This window comes from Mesorhizobium sp. M1312 (assembly GCF_040318115.1).
Classification (GTDB): domain Bacteria; phylum Pseudomonadota; class Alphaproteobacteria; order Rhizobiales; family Rhizobiaceae; genus Mesorhizobium.
In genome coordinates this window covers 367738-384707 of the sequence record NZ_JAMYLQ010000002.1, presented here as the reverse complement: position 1 = coordinate 384707, position 16970 = coordinate 367738, and the positions used below count along the sequence as shown (strand labels likewise).

16 protein-coding genes are annotated in these 16970 nt (G+C 62.5%); 10 read left to right on the top strand and 6 right to left on the bottom strand.

Going from position 1 to position 16970, the window contains the following annotated elements; all coding sequences use genetic code 11:
- Positions 1 to 18: 18 nt before the first annotated feature.
- The gene (locus NKH36_RS04575) at positions 19 to 423 is read right to left on the bottom strand and encodes a cupin domain-containing protein (RefSeq protein ID WP_352960419.1); all 405 of its coding nucleotides are present in this window, start codon (positions 421 to 423) and stop codon (positions 19 to 21) included.
- Positions 424 to 551: 128 nt separating this feature from the next.
- Here NKH36_RS04575 and NKH36_RS04570 point away from each other — a divergent pair, with 128 nt between their 5' ends.
- From NKH36_RS04570 to NKH36_RS04550, 5 genes are all read left to right on the top strand, one after another.
- Positions 552 to 1343 (top strand): ABC transporter ATP-binding protein, encoded by a 792-nt coding sequence (locus NKH36_RS04570; protein ID WP_123151997.1) that lies wholly within the window; start codon positions 552 to 554, stop codon positions 1341 to 1343.
- A gap of 352 nt (positions 1344 to 1695) precedes the next feature.
- Positions 1696 to 2574 carry an ABC transporter permease gene (locus NKH36_RS04565; RefSeq protein WP_352960417.1) on the top strand — a complete coding sequence of 293 codons (879 nt, stop codon included), beginning with the start codon at positions 1696 to 1698 and terminating at the stop codon, positions 2572 to 2574.
- Positions 2571 to 3707, top strand: coding sequence for an ABC transporter permease (locus NKH36_RS04560; protein ID WP_352960415.1), 1137 nt, complete (start codon positions 2571 to 2573; stop codon positions 3705 to 3707). The genes NKH36_RS04565 and NKH36_RS04560 overlap by 4 nt, the downstream gene beginning before the upstream one ends.
- Positions 3708 to 3788: 81 nt before the next feature.
- Positions 3789 to 4760, top strand: coding sequence for an ABC transporter substrate-binding protein (locus tag NKH36_RS04555; protein WP_352960413.1), 972 nt, complete (start codon positions 3789 to 3791; stop codon positions 4758 to 4760).
- A gap of 179 nt (positions 4761 to 4939) precedes the next feature.
- Entirely contained in the window at positions 4940 to 5389 is a 450-nt protein-coding gene (locus NKH36_RS04550) for a CHRD domain-containing protein (protein WP_352960411.1), read from the top strand.
- Between the two features lie 43 nt (positions 5390 to 5432).
- Here NKH36_RS04550 and NKH36_RS04545 read toward each other — a convergent pair whose 3' ends face one another.
- The 3 genes from NKH36_RS04545 to NKH36_RS04535 all read right to left on the bottom strand — a co-directional run bounded on the left by NKH36_RS04545 (position 5433) and on the right by NKH36_RS04535 (position 9349).
- On the bottom strand, positions 5433 to 7082 hold the full coding sequence (locus tag NKH36_RS04545; RefSeq protein WP_352960409.1) for a thiamine pyrophosphate-binding protein: 1650 nt from the start codon (positions 7080 to 7082) through the stop codon (positions 5433 to 5435).
- Entirely contained in the window at positions 7079 to 8254 is a 1176-nt protein-coding gene (locus NKH36_RS04540) for a CaiB/BaiF CoA transferase family protein (protein WP_352960407.1), read from the bottom strand. The genes NKH36_RS04545 and NKH36_RS04540 overlap by 4 nt, the downstream gene beginning before the upstream one ends.
- A 159-nt stretch (positions 8255 to 8413) precedes the next feature.
- Positions 8414 to 9349: an alpha/beta fold hydrolase gene (locus tag NKH36_RS04535; RefSeq protein WP_352960405.1), complete on the bottom strand. Its 936-nt coding sequence runs from the start codon at positions 9347 to 9349 to the stop codon at positions 8414 to 8416.
- Between the two features lie 195 nt (positions 9350 to 9544).
- On the opposite strand from NKH36_RS04535, the gene NKH36_RS04530 reads away from it, so the two are divergent.
- Entirely contained in the window at positions 9545 to 10570 is a 1026-nt protein-coding gene (locus NKH36_RS04530; RefSeq protein ID WP_502911959.1) for a ribonuclease T2 family protein, read from the top strand.
- Between the two features lie 10 nt (positions 10571 to 10580).
- On the opposite strand, the gene NKH36_RS04525 is transcribed toward NKH36_RS04530, so the two are convergent.
- On the bottom strand, positions 10581 to 11876 hold the full coding sequence (locus NKH36_RS04525; RefSeq protein WP_352960403.1) for a GGDEF domain-containing protein: 1296 nt from the start codon (positions 11874 to 11876) through the stop codon (positions 10581 to 10583).
- 259 nt (positions 11877 to 12135) lie between these two features.
- Between NKH36_RS04525 and ettA the strand changes: the two genes are divergently transcribed.
- The 3 genes from ettA to NKH36_RS04510 all read left to right on the top strand — a co-directional run bounded on the left by ettA (position 12136) and on the right by NKH36_RS04510 (position 15839).
- Complete coding sequence (ettA, locus tag NKH36_RS04520; protein WP_292408432.1) at positions 12136 to 13785, top strand: energy-dependent translational throttle protein EttA; 1650 nt, start codon at positions 12136 to 12138, stop codon at positions 13783 to 13785.
- Between the two features lie 48 nt (positions 13786 to 13833).
- Positions 13834 to 14604 (top strand): trans-aconitate 2-methyltransferase, encoded by a 771-nt coding sequence (gene tam, locus NKH36_RS04515; protein ID WP_352960400.1) that lies wholly within the window; start codon positions 13834 to 13836, stop codon positions 14602 to 14604.
- A gap of 113 nt (positions 14605 to 14717) precedes the next feature.
- Complete coding sequence (locus tag NKH36_RS04510; RefSeq protein ID WP_352960398.1) at positions 14718 to 15839, top strand: beta-ketoacyl-ACP synthase III; 1122 nt, start codon at positions 14718 to 14720, stop codon at positions 15837 to 15839.
- A gap of 30 nt (positions 15840 to 15869) precedes the next feature.
- Here NKH36_RS04510 and NKH36_RS04505 read toward each other — a convergent pair whose 3' ends face one another.
- Positions 15870 to 16142 carry a DUF1905 domain-containing protein gene (locus NKH36_RS04505; RefSeq protein WP_352960396.1) on the bottom strand — a complete coding sequence of 91 codons (273 nt, stop codon included), beginning with the start codon at positions 16140 to 16142 and terminating at the stop codon, positions 15870 to 15872.
- A gap of 201 nt (positions 16143 to 16343) precedes the next feature.
- On the opposite strand from NKH36_RS04505, the gene NKH36_RS04500 reads away from it, so the two are divergent.
- Positions 16344 to 16961: an MOSC domain-containing protein gene (locus NKH36_RS04500; protein ID WP_352960394.1), complete on the top strand. Its 618-nt coding sequence runs from the start codon at positions 16344 to 16346 to the stop codon at positions 16959 to 16961.
- Positions 16962 to 16970 lie beyond the last annotated feature (9 nt).

The window sequence follows — 16970 nt, the reverse complement described above, 5'->3', positions numbered from 1 at the left end:
TCTGCGTCGATGCCGGCCTCAGGCGACCAGCCCATCCAGTTCCGGCAGCAGGACGACGCTTTCCTGCTCGTTGGGATCGGTGCGGGCGATGACCGCCGAGGCCGAACTGTCGCTCAGATTGGCCGGCAGATGCGGCACGCCGGCAGGAATGTAGAAGAGGTCGCCGGCATTGACCACGATCTGCTGTTCAAGCCGGTCGCCATACCAGGTATGGACCTCGCCGGAGAGCACATAGATCGCCGTTTCATGGCTTTCGTGCATATGCGCCTTGGCGCGGGCACCAGGCGGCATGGTGAGCAGATGCATGCAGATACCGGTAGAGCCGACCGTCTCGGCGGCGATACCGGTGAAATAACTCAGTCCCTGCTTGCCTTCATAAGAGCTTTCAGGGCGGATAAGATGACAAGTGGGTTTGAGCGGCATCGGGGAGACTCTCGTTCGAGTGGGAACTCTCAGTCGGATAGGACGGGGCGAGTGGAAAGCAACATCGCGGCAAAATCAACCGGATTCCGGCCGGCGCAGCAGCGGCGCAAAAAGGCAGGCTGCGGCCTATGACGGGAACATCGCCAGCCGTCGTTTCGGCAAGTAAGCTCGGCCTGACCTTCCAGACCAGTGACGGTCCGGTGCAGGCGCTGTCGAATGTCGACCTGACCATCGGGAAGGGCGAGTTTGTGTCCTTCATCGGGCCGTCCGGTTGCGGCAAGACGACCTTGCTGCGGGTCATCGCCGATCTGGAAAAACCGACATCGGGAACCATCTCAGTCAACGGCATGACGCCCGAGCAGGCGCGCCAGAGCCGCGCCTATGGCTATGTCTTCCAGGCGGCGGCGCTTTATCCGTGGCGTACCATCGAGCGCAACGTGGCGCTGCCGCTGGAAATCATGGGCCTCTCGAAGACAGAGCAGGCGGCGCGCATCAAGCGCACGCTCGACCTCGTCAACCTGGGCGGCTTTGAGCAGAAATACCCGTGGCAGCTTTCCGGCGGCATGCAGCAGCGCGCCTCGATCGCGCGGGCGCTGGCCTTCGATGCCGATCTTCTGCTGATGGACGAGCCGTTCGGCGCGCTGGACGAGATCGTGCGCGACCATCTCAACGAACAGCTGCTGGAGCTTTGGGAGCGGACCAACAAGACCATCTGCTTCGTCACCCATTCGATTCCGGAGGCGGTCTATCTCTCGACGCGGATCATCGTCATGTCGCCGCGCCCGGGCCGCGTCAGCGACGTCATCGAATCGACGCTGCCGAAGCAGCGGCCGCTCGACATCCGCGAGACACCGGAGTTCCTGGCGATCGCCGCGCGCGTCCGCGACGGGCTCAGGGCAGGGCACAGCTATGAGGATTGAGGCGGTGGAGAACGGGCTTCCTCCGTCCCATGAGTCGCTTCCGCCCCGCGAGGGAGCGGTCAACCATGCCTTCGTCATCCTAGGGCGGAGCAGCCGCGCAGCGGCCTGCGCAGACCCTAGGATCCATGCCTTGACGTTGGCCGAGGCGCACAAGCGGTTCAGAAAATGTGCGGGACGAGCGGCAACCCTCCTCACATCGGGAGCAATGTTCCGCACGGTCGTGGCGCGGGGAGGTAACGGCATGGATCCTAGGGTCTGCGACGCGTCGCTTCGGTCCTTGCTTCGCCCTAGGATGACGAAGAATAGGTATCATCGCTCTCTCCCGTTTGGGAGAGGAGGGGAGCTTCGCTAGATGGACTCCTTTCGCGACAAGATCGTTCCGGTGACCTCGATCCTCGCGGGCGTGGTCGTCGTTTGGTACATTATGGCTGTCATCCTCAACGCACCCTTCCAGCGCGATCTCGACCGCCGTGCCGGCGAGACGCCTGATATTGTGGAATTCATCGGCAAGACTATGTCGCAGCCGAAGCCGACGCTGCCGGCGCCGCATCAGGTGGCGGTGAATTTCTTCGAGAACACGTTTCTGCGCAAGGTCACCAGCAACCGCAGCCTTGTCTATAATGCCTGGGTGACGCTGTCCTCGACGCTGCTCGGCTTCGCCTTCGGCACCGCGCTCGGCATCGTGATTGCCGTCGGCATCGTGCATGTGGTGACGCTCGACCGCAGCCTGATGCCGTGGATCATTGCCTCGCAGACCATTCCGATCCTGGCGGTGGCGCCGATGATCATCGTGGTGCTGGCGGCGATCGGCGTTACCGGGCTGATCCCGAAGGCGCTGATCTCGACCTATCTTTCGTTCTTTCCGGTGGCTGTCGGCATGGTTAAGGGCCTACGTTCGCCCGAGCTCACCCATCTCGATCTGATGCACACCTACAATGCCAGTCGCTCGCAGACCTTCTGGAAATTACGGGTGCCGGCGTCGGTGCCGTTCCTGTTCACCTCGATGAAGGTGGCGGTGGCCGCCAGCCTGGTCGGCGCCATCGTTGGTGAACTCCCGACCGGCGCCGTCGCCGGCATCGGCGCCAAGCTGCTCGCCGGCGCCTATTACAGCCAGACCATCGACATCTGGTCGGCGCTGGTGGCCGGGTCAGTCGTCGCGGCGCTGCTGGTTATGGTGGTCGGCATTGCCGGGCGCATCGTCGACCGCGCCATGGGCGGGAGGCCGGCATGAGCGATCTCCTCAGCCTTTCGTCGATCACGCCCCGCTCGTGGCAAGGGTATGCAGCGCTTGCGCTTCTTGCCGGCGCGATCCTTCTTTGGCCGCTTGTCGATGCGGCGCCCGGTTATGGTGTCGCTATAGCGGCTTTGATTTTCTTGTTGCTGCTTCTGGCAATCGAGGCTGATAATTTCCCACCGGCAATTGGCGTGGTGTTGCTCTTCCTTGGCGCGCATGGCGCGGCGTGGCTGCTGCTTGCCGGCATAACCGGCAATGAAGGCACCGCTCGCGCGTCCTTCTATCTGCTGCTTGCCGCGGCATGGCTTCTGGCCTGGCGCTGCGTGACGGTCCTGTCCGCGCTTCGCCCGACCTCGCGCTGGGCGGCGACCGCTTTGAGGCTGATCATCCCGGCGATCTTCGGCGCCTGGATCCTGATCATCTGGGAAGCGGTGACGCGCGGCGCAGGCATCCCCTTCATCCTGCTGCCGCCGCCAAGCGCCATCGGCGTGCGCATCGCCAATTCGCTGCCGGTGCTGGCCGCCGACGTGCGGCAGACCATCTTCAAGGCGGTGATCTTCGGTTATGTCGTTGGCAGCGGCGCCGGCTTCCTCGCCGCCATCGCGGCCAACCGCGTGCCGTTCCTGCGCCGCGGGCTTTTGCCGATCGGCAACATGGTCTCGGCGCTGCCGATCATCGGCGTGGCGCCGATCATGGTCATGTGGTTCGGCTTTGACTGGCAGTCGAAGGCCGCCGTCGTCATCATCATGACCTTTTTCCCGATGCTGGTGAACACCGTCGCCGGGCTTGCCGCCTCCGGCCATATGGAGCGCGACCTGATGCGCACCTATGCGTCGAGTTACTGGCAGACGCTGTTCAAGCTGCGGCTGCCAGCCGCCGCCCCGTTCATCTTCAACGCGCTGAAGATCAATTCGACGCTGGCGCTGATCGGCGCCATCGTCGCGGAGTTCTTCGGCACGCCGGTGGTCGGCATGGGATTCCGGATTTCGACGGAAGTCGGGCGGATGAACATCGATATGGTCTGGGCCGAAATCGCAGTTGCAGCACTTGCGGGTTCGGTCTTTTATGGCGTGGTCGCTCTTTTCGAGAGAGCCGTCACGTTTTGGCATCCCTCCGTCCGTGGTGGATAGGGCGGTGGCGGGTTTGGAACCGGGGCGTATCGATAGCTCCTGGTCCTTAAGGGTGATCATTTAACTCCAGAGGGTAAAAACATGAAAAGACTTGTTATTTCGATGTTGGCCGGCGCGATGTCGCTTGCCGCGTTCCAGGCGATGGCCGCAGACAAGGTGACGCTGCAGCTGAAATGGGTCACGCAGGCCCAGTTTGCCGGCTACTACGTCGCCAAGGACAGGGGCTTCTATGAGGCCGAGGGCCTCGACGTCGAGATCAAGCCGGGCGGCCCCGATATCGCGCCCGAGCAGGTGATCGCCGGTGGCGGCGCCGACGTCATTGTCGACTGGATGGGCGGCGCGCTGGCCGCCCGCGAAAAGGGCGTGCCGCTGGTCAATATCGCCCAACCGTTCAAGAAGGCCGGCATGCAGCTGGTCTGCCCGAAGGATGGCCCGATCAAGAGCGAAGCCGACTTCAAGGGCCATACGCTCGGCGTCTGGTTCTTCGGCAATGAATATCCGTTCTACGCCTGGATGAACAAGCTCGGCCTGAAGACCGACGGAGGCCCGGACGGCGTCACCGTGCTGAAGCAGAGTTTCGACGTGCAGCCGCTGATCCAGAAGCAGGCGGATTGTATTTCGGTCATGACCTACAACGAATACTGGCAGCTCATCGACGCCGGCTACAAGCCGGAAGAGCTGATCGTGTTCAACTACTCGGCCATGGGCAACGACCTGCTTGAGGACGGGCTCTATGCCTTAGAGGACAAGCTCAAGGATCCGGCCTTCGAGGACAAGATGGTGCGTTTTGTGCGCGCCTCGATGAAGGGCTGGAAATATGCCGTCGACAATCCCGACGAGGCAGCCGGCATCGTCATGGACAATGGCGGCCAGGACGAGAACCACCAGAAGCGCATGATGGGCGAAGTCGCCAAGCTGATCGACAATGCCGACGGCAAGCTCGACCCGGCGACCTACGCGCGCACCGCCAAGGCGCTGCTCGACCAGAAGATCATCACCAAGGAGCCGACCGGCGCCTATACCACCGCCATCACCGACAAGGCGATCAAGTAGCGCCATCAGGTAGAGGCGATTAACCGGGCCTCTACGGCCTGCAATTCGGAAGGGGCGGGCGACCGCCCCTTTTTGTTGGGATGTAAAATAGCCGTTACCGGTGGAAACATCCGCTCGCCACAACCGTTGTTCCAGTGCATCCAGCTTCAGCGGATGTCACCGCCACAACGGAGATTTTCATGCGCATGCAATCCTTCTCGCCGATTCTTTCGGCGCTGGCCGTTTCGGCATCCTTCCTTTGCGCTTCACCGGCCCTGGCCGACATGATGAAGATGAAGGCGACGCTCGATGGCGCTCAGCAGAATCCGCCCATCACCACGGAGGGCAAGGGTACCGCCGCTCTCGTCTTCGACACAGCCACGAAACAGCTCACCTGGAACGTGACGTATTCAGGTCTCAGTGGACCGGCGACGGCCGGACATATTCACGGCCCGGCAGCAAAAGGTGAAAATGCCGGCGTCGTCATCCCGTTTAAGGGCGCTCCGAAAAGCCGGTTCAAGGGGGCGGCGACTCTGACCGACGCGCAGGCCGACGACCTGATGGCCGGCAAATACTACATCAACATCCATACGGGCGCACACAAGGACGGCGAGATCCGCGGACAGATCGAGAAGGCGGCGACGATGTAGCCAAGTCTTGTGCTGACGGGAAGGGGCACCCCTTCCTGCCAGGTCAGGACCTGTCCCTTATCTGGGTCATCGTCCGGGTCGGCGTGATGGCCTCAGGATCGAGCCTGATCTCGACGATCGACGGCTTGCCGCTGGCGCGCGCGCGTTCGAAGGCCGGCGCGAAGTCGGCCGTCTTCTCGACCGTTTCGCCATGGCCGCCATAGGCGCGGGCGAGAGCCGCGAAGTCGGGATTCCGCAGATCGGTGGCGACGACACGGCCCGGATACTCACGCTCCTGATGCATGCGGATGGTGCCGTAGATGCCGTTGTTGACGACGACAACGATGATCGGCAGATCGTACTGCACCGCGGTGGCGAACTCCTGCCCGTTCATCAGGAAGCAGCCGTCGCCGGCAAAGGCAATCACGTCTCGCTCGGGAAACAATTCCTTGGCGGCGACCGCTGCCGGCGTGCCGTAGCCCATCGAGCCGGAGGTCGGCGCCGCCTGCGTGGCAAAGCGGCGGGAACGGTGGAAGCGGTGCACCCAGGTGGCGTAGTTGCCGGCGCCGTTGGTGAGGATCGCGTCATCGGGCAGCATTTTTTCGAGATAGTTCATGATCGGCCCCATCTGGACGGCGCCGGGGCCGCTTTCCGGCGGTGTCGACCAGTCGAGATAGGCGGCGTGCAGCTTCGGTGTTTCATCAGACCATGTCGGCGTGGCAGCCGGCTTGCGCCCGGCAAAGGCTTCGACGAAAGCGGACGGCGAGGCGTTGATCGCCAGCGCCGGCCGATAGACACGGCCGAGCTCGCCGGCGTCGGCATGGACATGGACCAGCGTCTGGTCGGGGTAGGGGCTCTTGAGCAGCGTATAGTCGGAGGACGGCATCTCGCCCATGCGGCCGCCGATCAGCAGCATGAGATCGGCCTGCTTGATCGCGGTCGCCAGCTTCGGGTTGAGGCCAATGCCGACATCGCCCGCATAGCTCGGGTGGAGATGATCGAACAGCATCTGTCGGCGGAAGGAACAGCCGACCGGCAGCGACCAGGCTTCGGCGATCGTGCGCATCCGCGCGACGGCCTCCGCATCCCAGCGCGTGCCGCCTAGGATAACGAAGGGGCGCTTCGCCTTGTTGAGGAGCTTTTCGAGAGCATCGAGCTCGGCCTCGCCCGGTCGCGTCTCGACCGGCGTGTAGGGCAGGGCAGCAGGCGCTTCGGCAAAGCTGGTCAGCATGTCTTCTGGCAGCGAGATGACGACCGGGCCGGGACGGCCGGACGTCGCCACCGCGAAGGCGCGGGTGACGAATTCGGGGATGCGCGAGGCATCGTCGATCTCGACCACCCATTTGGCGATATCGCCGAAGAACCTGACGTAGTCGACCTCCTGGAAAGCCTCGCGCTGCTTGGCGTGGCTGGCGACCTGGCCGATGAACAGGATGACGGGAACCGAATCCTGCATGGCGATGTGGATGCCGGCCGAGGCGTTGGTGGCGCCGGGGCCGCGGGTGACGAAGCAGATGCCGGGTTTGCCGGTCAGGCGACCATGGCAGTCGGCCATCATTGCAGCACCGCCCTCCTGACGGCAGACGATGGTGCGGATCGTCGAATCGTGCAGCGCGTCGAGCACCGCAAGGTAGGATTCGCCTGGCACGCAATAGATACGGTCCGTTCCGTTGGCGTCGAGCGCATCGACGATGAGTTGTCCGCCGGTCTTCATTTTCCTGACCTCTCCAATTCGGCAAGGATTTCTTCGGTGTGTTCGCCGAGACGCGGCGCGGGTCGCTCATAGACCAGCGGCGTGCCCGACATGATCATCGGCGCGCGCACCGAGGGCAAAAGATTGCCGTGGCCGTCGTCGAGATCGAGCCGCATGCCGCGCGAGATAGTCTGCGGATCGGCGAACATCTCGCCGATGGTGTTGATAGGGCTGGCAGGCACGCTTGCCGCCTCGAGTTTAGCCAGCAGCGGATCGCGATCGAAGGTCTTTAGCGCCTCGATTATATGCTCGCGCAGCTTCGCGCGGTTGGCGACCCGGGCGGGATTGGTGGCGAAATCTGGGTTCGACGACAGCTCGTCCAATCCGACGGCCGCGCAGAATTTAGCGAACTGGCCATCATTGCCAATGGCCAGGATGATGTGGCCGTCCTTCACCGGCACCACCTCGTAGGGCGCGATGTTCATATGCGCGTTGCCCATCTGCACCGGCGATTTGCCGGAGACCAGATAGTTGAGGTTCTGGTTGCCGAGCGCCGAGATCTGGGTGTCGTAGAGCGCCATATCGATGTGTTGGCCTTCGCCGGTCTTCTCGGCGTGGCGAAGTGCGGCCTGGATGGCGATCACCGAATATAGGCCGGTGAAAATGTCGGATACCGCGACGCCGGCTTTTTGCGGCTCGCGACCGGCCTCGCCGGTGATCGACATCATTCCGGCCATGCCCTGGATGATGAAGTCATAGCCGGCGCGCGGCGCATAGGGTCCGTCCTGGCCAAAGCCGGTGATCGAGCAATAGATCAGCCGCGGATTGATCTTGCGCAAGCTGTCATAGTCGAGCCCGTATTTCTTCAGCCCGCCGAGCTTGAAGTTCTCGATCAGCACATCTGAGGTCGCGACCAGCCGGCGCACGGTCTCGGCGCCTTCGGGCGTCGAGAAATCGATGGCGATGGAGCGCTTGCCGCGATTGCAGGAATGGTAATAGGCGGCCGAGAGGTTTTTGCCATCATGGCTCATGACGAAGGGCGGCCCCCATTTGCGGGTGTCGTCGCCGCCATCAGGGCTCTCGACTTTGATAACGTCGGCGCCGAGATCGGCAAGCAGTTGCCCGGCCCACGGTCCGGCCAGGATGCGGGCGAGTTCGATTACGCGGATGCCTTTCAGCGGAGGCTCGATCATGGATCACCGTGATTGGTCGGAAACGCAGGCTCTAGTTTTCTTTTTATGCATGTCGTTGTCCCAAAACCGCTGCGCACTTTTGGGCAACATGCACTATCAATCCCGCGTGCTGCTGTCACGGCTCTTGCAATGGGCCAAACCCGATCATGCCTATCTCGATCACGCTTGTTTCAGCACGCTGTCGGCCCATGCGGCGAAATCGTCCATGATTATATGTCGATTCACTTCGTTCAGGCCTTCGTGGCGGGTCTCGGCGTAAACCTTTGACACGAGATTCGAAAAGCCCATCCTGTGCAGGCGCCCAGCGAGGTGCCCGACCGCCTTGCCGCGATCGGTGGCGGGGTCCCTTTCGCCGCCGACCAGGCAGATCGGAAGGGTCTTGCGGACCCCGGAAAAATTAGCGTCGTCGGCGCCGTCGAAGACAAAGCCGAACAGGTCGCGCCACATCGACACGGAGGCATCCCAGCCGCACAGCGGATCGGCGATGTATTTGTCGACTTCGGCTGCGTCGCGCGACAGCCAGTCGAACGGCGTCCGGTGACCGGGGACGGCTTTGCCCCAGGCCTGGAAGGTCAGTCTAGGCAGCATGCGCGACGGCATATCGGAGCCGAGCCGGAATTTTTCCCAGGCCAGGATGATTCGCGCGGCACGACCGGCGAGCCCGGCGGAAAAATTCGCGTTCCAGATGGTGGCGGCGTGCAGGCGGTTCGAATGATGAAGCATGAAATTAAGGGCGACGAGGCCGCCCATGGAATGGCCGAAGACGATGATGGGCAGGCCGGGATGTTCCTTGGCGATCAGATCGTGCACGGCGGCGACATCGGCGATGACCTTGGCGCCGCCATTTGATTGAGCGAACTGGCCGAGCGGCGCATCGGGCGCCTTGGTGGCGCCGTGGCCACGATGGTCGTGGGCGTAGACGTAGAAGCCGCGCTCACCCAGGAAGGTAGCGAAGCGGACATAGCGCGCGGCGTGCTCGGCCAGCCCGTGATTGATCTGGACAGCGGCGAGCGGGCGACCCTCGGCGCGTTTCACATAAAGGTTAAGCTCGGCACCGGTCGGCGATCGGAGCACGCGCTGCTGGCTGAATGACATTGTCGCTTCGTCTCCAACGCGTTTTCGCGCCTGCGGACATTTGTGTGCTCTGACGCCGGGTTTGCGTCAATCGGTGTTTTTCGCAGCGCTGTTCTTGCGTCGCTACACACAGTATCGCAATTCTGACATGGAGAATTTGATACCGGGAGAGGGCGGCAGTCTGTTGCCGCAGCATTTTTCAGCCGGGGTACTTTTATGCGCATGCGGACAGGTCTGGTTTTCGGATTGTCGCTTGTCGCCGCGTTGCTGGCGGGTGCTGCGCGGGCCGAGGTCAAAATGAGCGGCTCTTTCGTGGCCGACGCCAGCTGTCCAGCCACGCAGGCCATCAAGAGCGGCAAGAACCCCGGCGACATCTCGACCAACGCCGGACAGAGCTACGAGCTTCTGGCCGGCAACAAGGATGTCCCCACGCATTATCTGATCCGCGTGCCGGGTGCGGATCCGGAGCGCCGCTGGGTGAAGATCGGTTGCGGCCATGTTTCGGGTAGCAGCGCATCAACGATGCCGGCAGCACCCGCGCCGGCCGACCAGAAGAAGTCCGCTGCGACGGTTTCGGGAAAGCCCGAACATGTCCTCGCGCTGAGCTGGCAACCGGCCTTCTGTGAAACCAAGCCCAGCAAAACCGAATGCAAGGCGCAGACCGCGGCCGGTTTTGACGCGACCCATTTCACCTTGCATGGGCTGTGGCCGCAGCCGAACGGAAATTTCTATTGCCAGGTGGCAGCGGCCGACAAGGCGAACGACAATCCGGCGCATTGGCAGGATTTGCCGCCGGTCGAGCTTGAGCCGAACACGCGGTCGGAGCTCGATCAGGTGATGCCAGGTACCGCATCCGATCTCGATAGGCATGAGTGGATCAAGCATGGCACCTGTTACGGCAAGAGCCAGCAGGAGTATTTTTCCGATGCGCTGAACCTGACGCGCGCGGTGAATACTTCACCGGTGCGTGATCTTTTCACGCAAAAAATTGGCCGGGATCTGACCTCCGACCAGATCCGCGCCGCCTTCGACAGTGCCTTCGGTCCCGGCGCGGGCGATCGGGTTCGCGTCTCCTGTTTGAACGACCATTCGAGTGGCAGGCGGCTGATCGGCGAACTGACGCTCGGCCTGACCGGCCCGATCGGCCCGAACTCTTCGCTCAGTGAGCTGTTGCTGGCATCAGTGCCGACGAACAATGCGGGTTGTCCGAAAGGCACCGTCGATCCGATCGAATTCCAGTGACACGGGATGCCTATGCGCCGATGCCGCGCGCTGGCCTGGTCCATGGGGTGAGGCTATCGGCCTCGTGGCCGCCAGGTTCGCCGACGACGCGATCGCGTCCGGTCGATTTGGCCTTGTAGAGGCGCTGGTCGGCCAGCGCAAAGACATCGGCAAGGCAGCGGGTCGTCTCGCTGACGGTGGAGATGCCGGCGCTGACGGTGATATCGAACCGGCTGGTGCTTGCGGATGTCTTGACCGCCTGCCTGATGCTTTCCCCAAGCAGCCTGGCGACCGAATGCGACCGTGAGCAGAGGATGGCGAATTCCTCGCCGCCGATCCTGAACACCTGATCCTCGGGACCGGCAACCTCGCCAAGCAGGCCGGCGACGGATTTCAGCACCTTGTCGCCCTCGGCGTGGCCGAAGCGGTCGTTGATCGATTTGAAGTGGTCGACGTCGATGATCAAGAGACTGAGCGGTTTGGCCGTCCGCAGGCTGGCTGCAACGGCCGCTTCGCCGTCGCTGTCGAAGCGTCCCCGGTGCAGCAGGCCGGTGAGGCCGTCGCGGCCGACATGCTCGATCAGCGCCTCATAGCGCTCGCGATAGGTCAGTGTGTCGAAAATGTCGGACAGGCCGCGCGGCGCCGGAATCTGCCGCGCCTCGAACCATTTGATATAAGCGACAAGCATGGTGCTGTAGGCGAGCGCCGCTCCCATCTTGGCGAACCAGCCGCCAAAGAAAACCGCGATCGGCGCGCCGGTGACGAAGTGCAGCGCGGTGAAAAATCCAGCCTGGTCGAAAGTGAGCACGCAAGCGACGGAGATCAGGATGCGGGAGAACATCGCGTTGCGAAGATAACGCCCAAGCTTTTCGTAAAGCAAGATGATCAGGATGGCGTCGACGAAGAGCAGCGTCGTGCCCCACACCATCAGCCAGCCCATCTGGTCGATGAAACCGATGTCTGGAAGGTTGCCGTTGGGAAGCGGTGCGATCTCATGCAGGCGCAGGACCAGCACAAGCCCGATCATCAGGGCATTGCCGAGCAACAGGCCGTAAATCGGCTGCCGGACGGTTGCCGCGTCCTCCTTGATATAGAGCAGCAGAAGCATCACCAGCTTGCCGGAAAACAGCACCGCGGAACCGGGCGAAACCATGCCGAACGGCAGGGCGACGTAAAAGACGCTGGCGAGGTAGGTCTCCAGAAAATGCATGGCGCCGAGCGCACAGACAAACACGCCGAGGCCGATGCGGTGCCTGAACCGGAAAAGCGTGACCATGACGCCGAAATAGAGAACCGCTTCGGCAAGCAGCAGGAAACTGGTCAGCAACGCCGTCGATCCGATCTCTCTGCAGAAATCGCGGCTTGCCGGCGATTCCCCATCCAACACCGTTTTGACGCGGAATGGTTAATCGGAGCTTTCGCCGGACCATGCAGCGAACCGAAATCGGCGACAGTTCGATGAGCACCTTCGGCCCGAAGACAGATCCGAAATGCCAAAACAGTTTGCCGTTCGGCGCGGCATCGCCTACATAGCGCCCAACTTCCATTCAATCCGACATCCAGTCGACTTTTCAGGGAAAGCGCGCGTGGCACGCCAGTTCATCTATCACATGGCCGGCCTCAATAAGGCCTATGGCACCAAGAAGGTGCTCGAGAATATCCATCTCTCCTTCTACCCGGACGCCAAGATCGGCATCCTCGGCCCGAACGGCGCCGGCAAGTCGACCATCCTCAAGATCATGGCCGGCATCGACAAGGAGTGGAGCGGCGAGGCGTGGCTGGCCGAAGGCGCCACCGTCGGTTATCTGGCGCAAGAGCCGGCACTCGATGCGAGCAAGACGGTGTTCGAGAACGTCATGGAAGGCGTCGCCGCCAAGACCGCGATCATTGAGCGCTACAACGAATTGATGATGAACTATTCCGACGAAACGGCCGACGAGTCGGCCAAGCTCCAGGACGAGATGGACCGGCTGAACCTGTGGGATCTCGAACAGCAGGTCGAGATGGCGATGGAAGCGCTCGGCTGCCCGCCCAAGGAAGCCGACGTCACCAAGCTGTCGGGTGGCGAGCGCCGCCGCGTAGCACTTTGCCAGCTCCTGCTGCGCCAGCCCGACCTTCTGCTGCTCGACGAGCCGACCAACCATCTCGACGCCGAGACGACGGCGTGGCTGGAAAAGCATCTGCGCGCCTATCCGGGCGCGGTGATGATCATCACCCACGACCGCTACTTCCTCGACAACGTCACCGGCTGGATCCTGGAGCTCGACCGTGGCCGCGGCATTCCCTATGAGGGCAACTATACCAAATATCTCGAAGCCAAGGCCAAGCGGCTCAAGCAGGAAGGCCGCGAGGACGATGCGCGCCAGCGGGCGATCGGCCGCGAGCGCGAGTGGATCCAGTCCAGCCCGAAAGCCCGGCAGACCAAGTCGAAAGCGCGCATCCAGGCCTTCCAGGATCTGCTGGATGCGGCCGACAAGCGGCGTCCGAGCGACACGCAGATCGTCATTCCGCATGGCGAGCGGCTCGGCAATGTGGTGATCGAAGTCGAGGGCCTGTCGAAGGGTTTTGGCGACACGCTGCTGATCGACGATCTCGAATTCAAGCTGCCGCCCGGCGGCATCGTCGGTGTCATCGGCCCGAACGGCGCCGGCAAGACGACGCTGTTTCGCATGATCACCGGCCAGGAAAAGCCGGATGCCGGCACGATCCGCGTCGGCGAGACCGTCAAGCTCGGTTACGTCGACCAGAGCCGCGACGCGCTCGACCCGACCAAGACCGTGTGGGAAGAAATCTCGGGCGGCGCCGAAGTGGTCAAGCTCGGCAAGTTCGAGGCCAACACCCGCGCCTATTGCGCGTCATTCAATTTTCGTGGCGGCGATCAGCAGCAGAAGGTCGGCAATCTGTCCGGCGGCCAGCGCAACCGCGTGCATCTGGCCAAGATGCTGAAGACCGGCGGCAACGTGCTGCTACTCGACGAACCGACCAACGATCTCGATACGGAAACGCTGGCGGCACTCGAAGACGCGCTGGAAAACTTCGCCGGCTGCGCCGTCATCATCTCGCACGATCGCATGTTCCTCGACCGGCTGGCGACGCACATCCTGGCATTCGAAGGCGACAGCCATGTCGAATGGTTCGAGGGCAATTTCGAGGATTACGAGCAGGATAAGATCCGCCGGCTCGGCCCCGATGCCGTCAATCCGCACCGCATGACGTACAAGCGGCTGACAAGGTAGGTTTTTTGTTTTAGGGCGGCGAATTCTCGAATGATCTGAGGAGCTGAAATGGCCGATTGGTCCCCCGCCCAATATCTCAAATTCGAGGACGAGCGCACGCGGCCGTCGCGCGATCTCGTCGCGCAGGTGCCGGTGGCGGCACCGTGCCGGGTGGTCGACATTGGCTGCGGGCCGGGCAATTCCACCGAGCTTCTGGTCGAGCGCTGGCCGAACGCGCAGGTCAGCGGTTTCGATACCTCGCCTGACATGATCGAGAAGGCGAGGGCGCGTCTGCCTGAAGTAGCCTTCGAACTGGCCGATGCGGCTGCGTGGCAGCCCGAAAAGCCGGTCGACGTGATCTTTGCCAATGCGGTGTTTCAGTGGCTGCCGGAGCATCCGGCGATCTTCCAGCGGCTGATGGGTTTTTTGACGCCCGGCGGCGCGCTTGCCGTGCAAATGCCCGATAATATGAGCGAGCCGTCGCACCGGCTGATGCGGGAGACGGCGGCCGAAATGCCGTTTGCCGACAAGCTCGAGGGTGCTGCGCGCGGGTTGTTGCCGCCGGTGTCGTTCTACTACGATCTTTTGTCGCCGTTCTGCGACCGGCTCGACATCTGGCACACCGCCTACAATCACCCGCTGGCGGATGCCGAAGCCATCGTCGAATGGCTGAAGTCTACCGGGCTGAAGCCGTTCCTCGATCCGCTCGACGAGGACGAGCGGCGGCTTTTCCTCGATCGCTACACGGCAAGCGTCACCGAAGCCTATCCGAAGACGGCGAATGGCAAGGTGCTGCTGCGTTTCCCGCGCCTCTTCATCGTCGCGCGGCGCGCTGCTTAGCTCAGGCACTTGATTTAAGCCGGCATAAACTAGCTTGGTGCGAAAGATGTTGCGCCGAGCTCTCGCGGCGCCCACATCAAGCCGCAACGCCTGCGCATGGGGACGAACTGAAAATGCATCGCGTCATCATCAGCGGCATCGGCGTTGAAATCCCCGAGCCTTCGATCACCAATGAAGAACTGGTCGACAGCTTCAATGCCTGGGTCGACATGGAGAATGTCCGCCGCGAAGCTACGGGCGAGACACTGCTGCAGAAATCGGACAGTGCCTTTATCGTCCATGCTTCGGGCGTGCAGACCCGTCATGTGATCGAGCGCGAAGGCATTCTCGACCCGACCCGGATGGCGCCGCGCATTCCGGCGCGCCCCGACGATGCGCTGTCACTGGAAGCCGAGTTCGGCATCGCGTCGGCCAGGAAAGCGCTCGACCATGCCGGCCTGGAGCCTGGGGATATCGACTTGGTGATCTGCTCGGCCTCGCATCACCAGCGGCCCTATCCGGCGATCGCCATCGAGATGCAGCAGGCGATGGGCACGAAGGGCGCCGGCTTCGACATGGGGCTTGGCTGCTCGTCGGCGGCGGCGGCATTGCACATTGCGGTCAATCTGGTGCGGGCCGGCGCGCACAGGCGCGTGCTGGTGACGACGCCCGAGATCATCACCGGCCATCTCAATTTCCGCGACCGGCAGACGCATTTCATCTTCGGCGATGCTTCGGTTTCGATGGTCGTCGAGGGGCTTGCCCAGGGCGACAAACGGCCGGGGCGCTTCGAGGTGCTCGACACGCGGACCTGGACGCAGATGTCCAACAACATCCGCACCAATCTAGGCTATTATACGCGCACCGCCCAGGACGATCCTTATATGATCAATCTGGAAGGCAATCTGATCAAGCAGGTCGGCAACAAGGTGTTCAAGGAAGTCACCGTCGCCGGGCACAAGTTCATAGTCGAATTCCTGGCCGAGCACGGGCTGACGCCGCAAGCGATCCGGCGCTTCTGGCTGCATCAGGCCAATGCACGGATGAACGCCATGATCCTGAAGCTGTCGTTCGGCCACGAGGTCGGCCATGACCGCGCGCCGATGGTGCTGGAGCGCCTCGGCAATACTGCGGGCGCCGGCGCGATCGTCGCCCTGGCGGAGAACCACGCCGACATGAAGGCCGGCGACTACGGCCTGCTCTGCGCCTTCGGCGCCGGCTATTCGATCGGCGGGGCGCTATTGCGCATGCTCTGATCTATTTTGGCGCGAACGCCCAGCATTAGTTTAGCCGCTCAACGAGAGTGATCTGATGCTGTCACCCGATTGCTTCCCGATCGCTTTGAGCAGGTCGGCCTTGAGAGGTAACTTGTGTCTGCCGTCGCCAAGAGCCATGAAAGAGCTTTGGAAGGGTACGCCGTCAGCAGTCGCCCGAACTTTTACCAAGCCTCTGGTCCCAAAGAAATCTGCGGAGTCGGGCCAAACCACGTAGGTCCAACCGCCCTTGGCAGGACTCTTCTGAATCGTCACTTCTAAGGATTTGTCGAGTGTGCGTCGCATCGTCATTCTCCGAGATGGTTATATCTCTAGGACGCGTGGTCGTCGGAGATTCCGACACAATGCCGAGTCTTTCGACCGCACGGCCTAGAAGGCGCCGGTATAATCACATCGGTCTCGTTGATTGGAGCATCAGCGCTTTCGACTGGACCTGATGAGCTCGCTCCGGCTAATTGCGTCGCGTCATGCAAGGAAATGAAGCCCATGCTGGATCTCTTCCCCGAGGTCGAAAACCCGGTCGAAATCATCCCGGCGCGGAAACTTGCCGCGCAGGTGGCCGCGCTTTACGTCGCGCGATCAGATCATTTCGAGACACGTGCGGTGGATGAATTGCGGCTCGGCTTCGACGGCATCGACGGCGATTTCCACGCCGGCGCAACGCGGCGCTCCGGCGGGCGCGAGCCGTGGTATCCACGCGGCACCGAGATGCGCAACGAGCGGCAGCTGTCGATCGTGGCGGCGGACGAGCTGGCGATCGTCGCCCAGCGGATGGGCATCGCCGAGATCAAGCCGGAGTGGATCGGCGCCAATCTCTTGATAGAAGGCCTGCCGCATCTCTCCATGCTGCCGTCCGGTACGCTGCTGTTCTTTAAGGGCGGCGTCACCATCAAGGTCGACGCCCAGAACGGACCTTGCCGCATCGCCGGGCGCTCGGTCGCCGAAAATGCCGGAATGGCCGACCATGAGGCCGGCGCATTGCTGTTCCCGAAGGCGGCAAAGCGGTTGCGCGGCCTCGTCGCCTGGGTGGAAAAACCAGGCCGCATCACGACCGGCGAGGAGATTTCGGTGCGTGTGCCGGAGCAATGGATTTACCGGGCGTAGCCAGGCTTT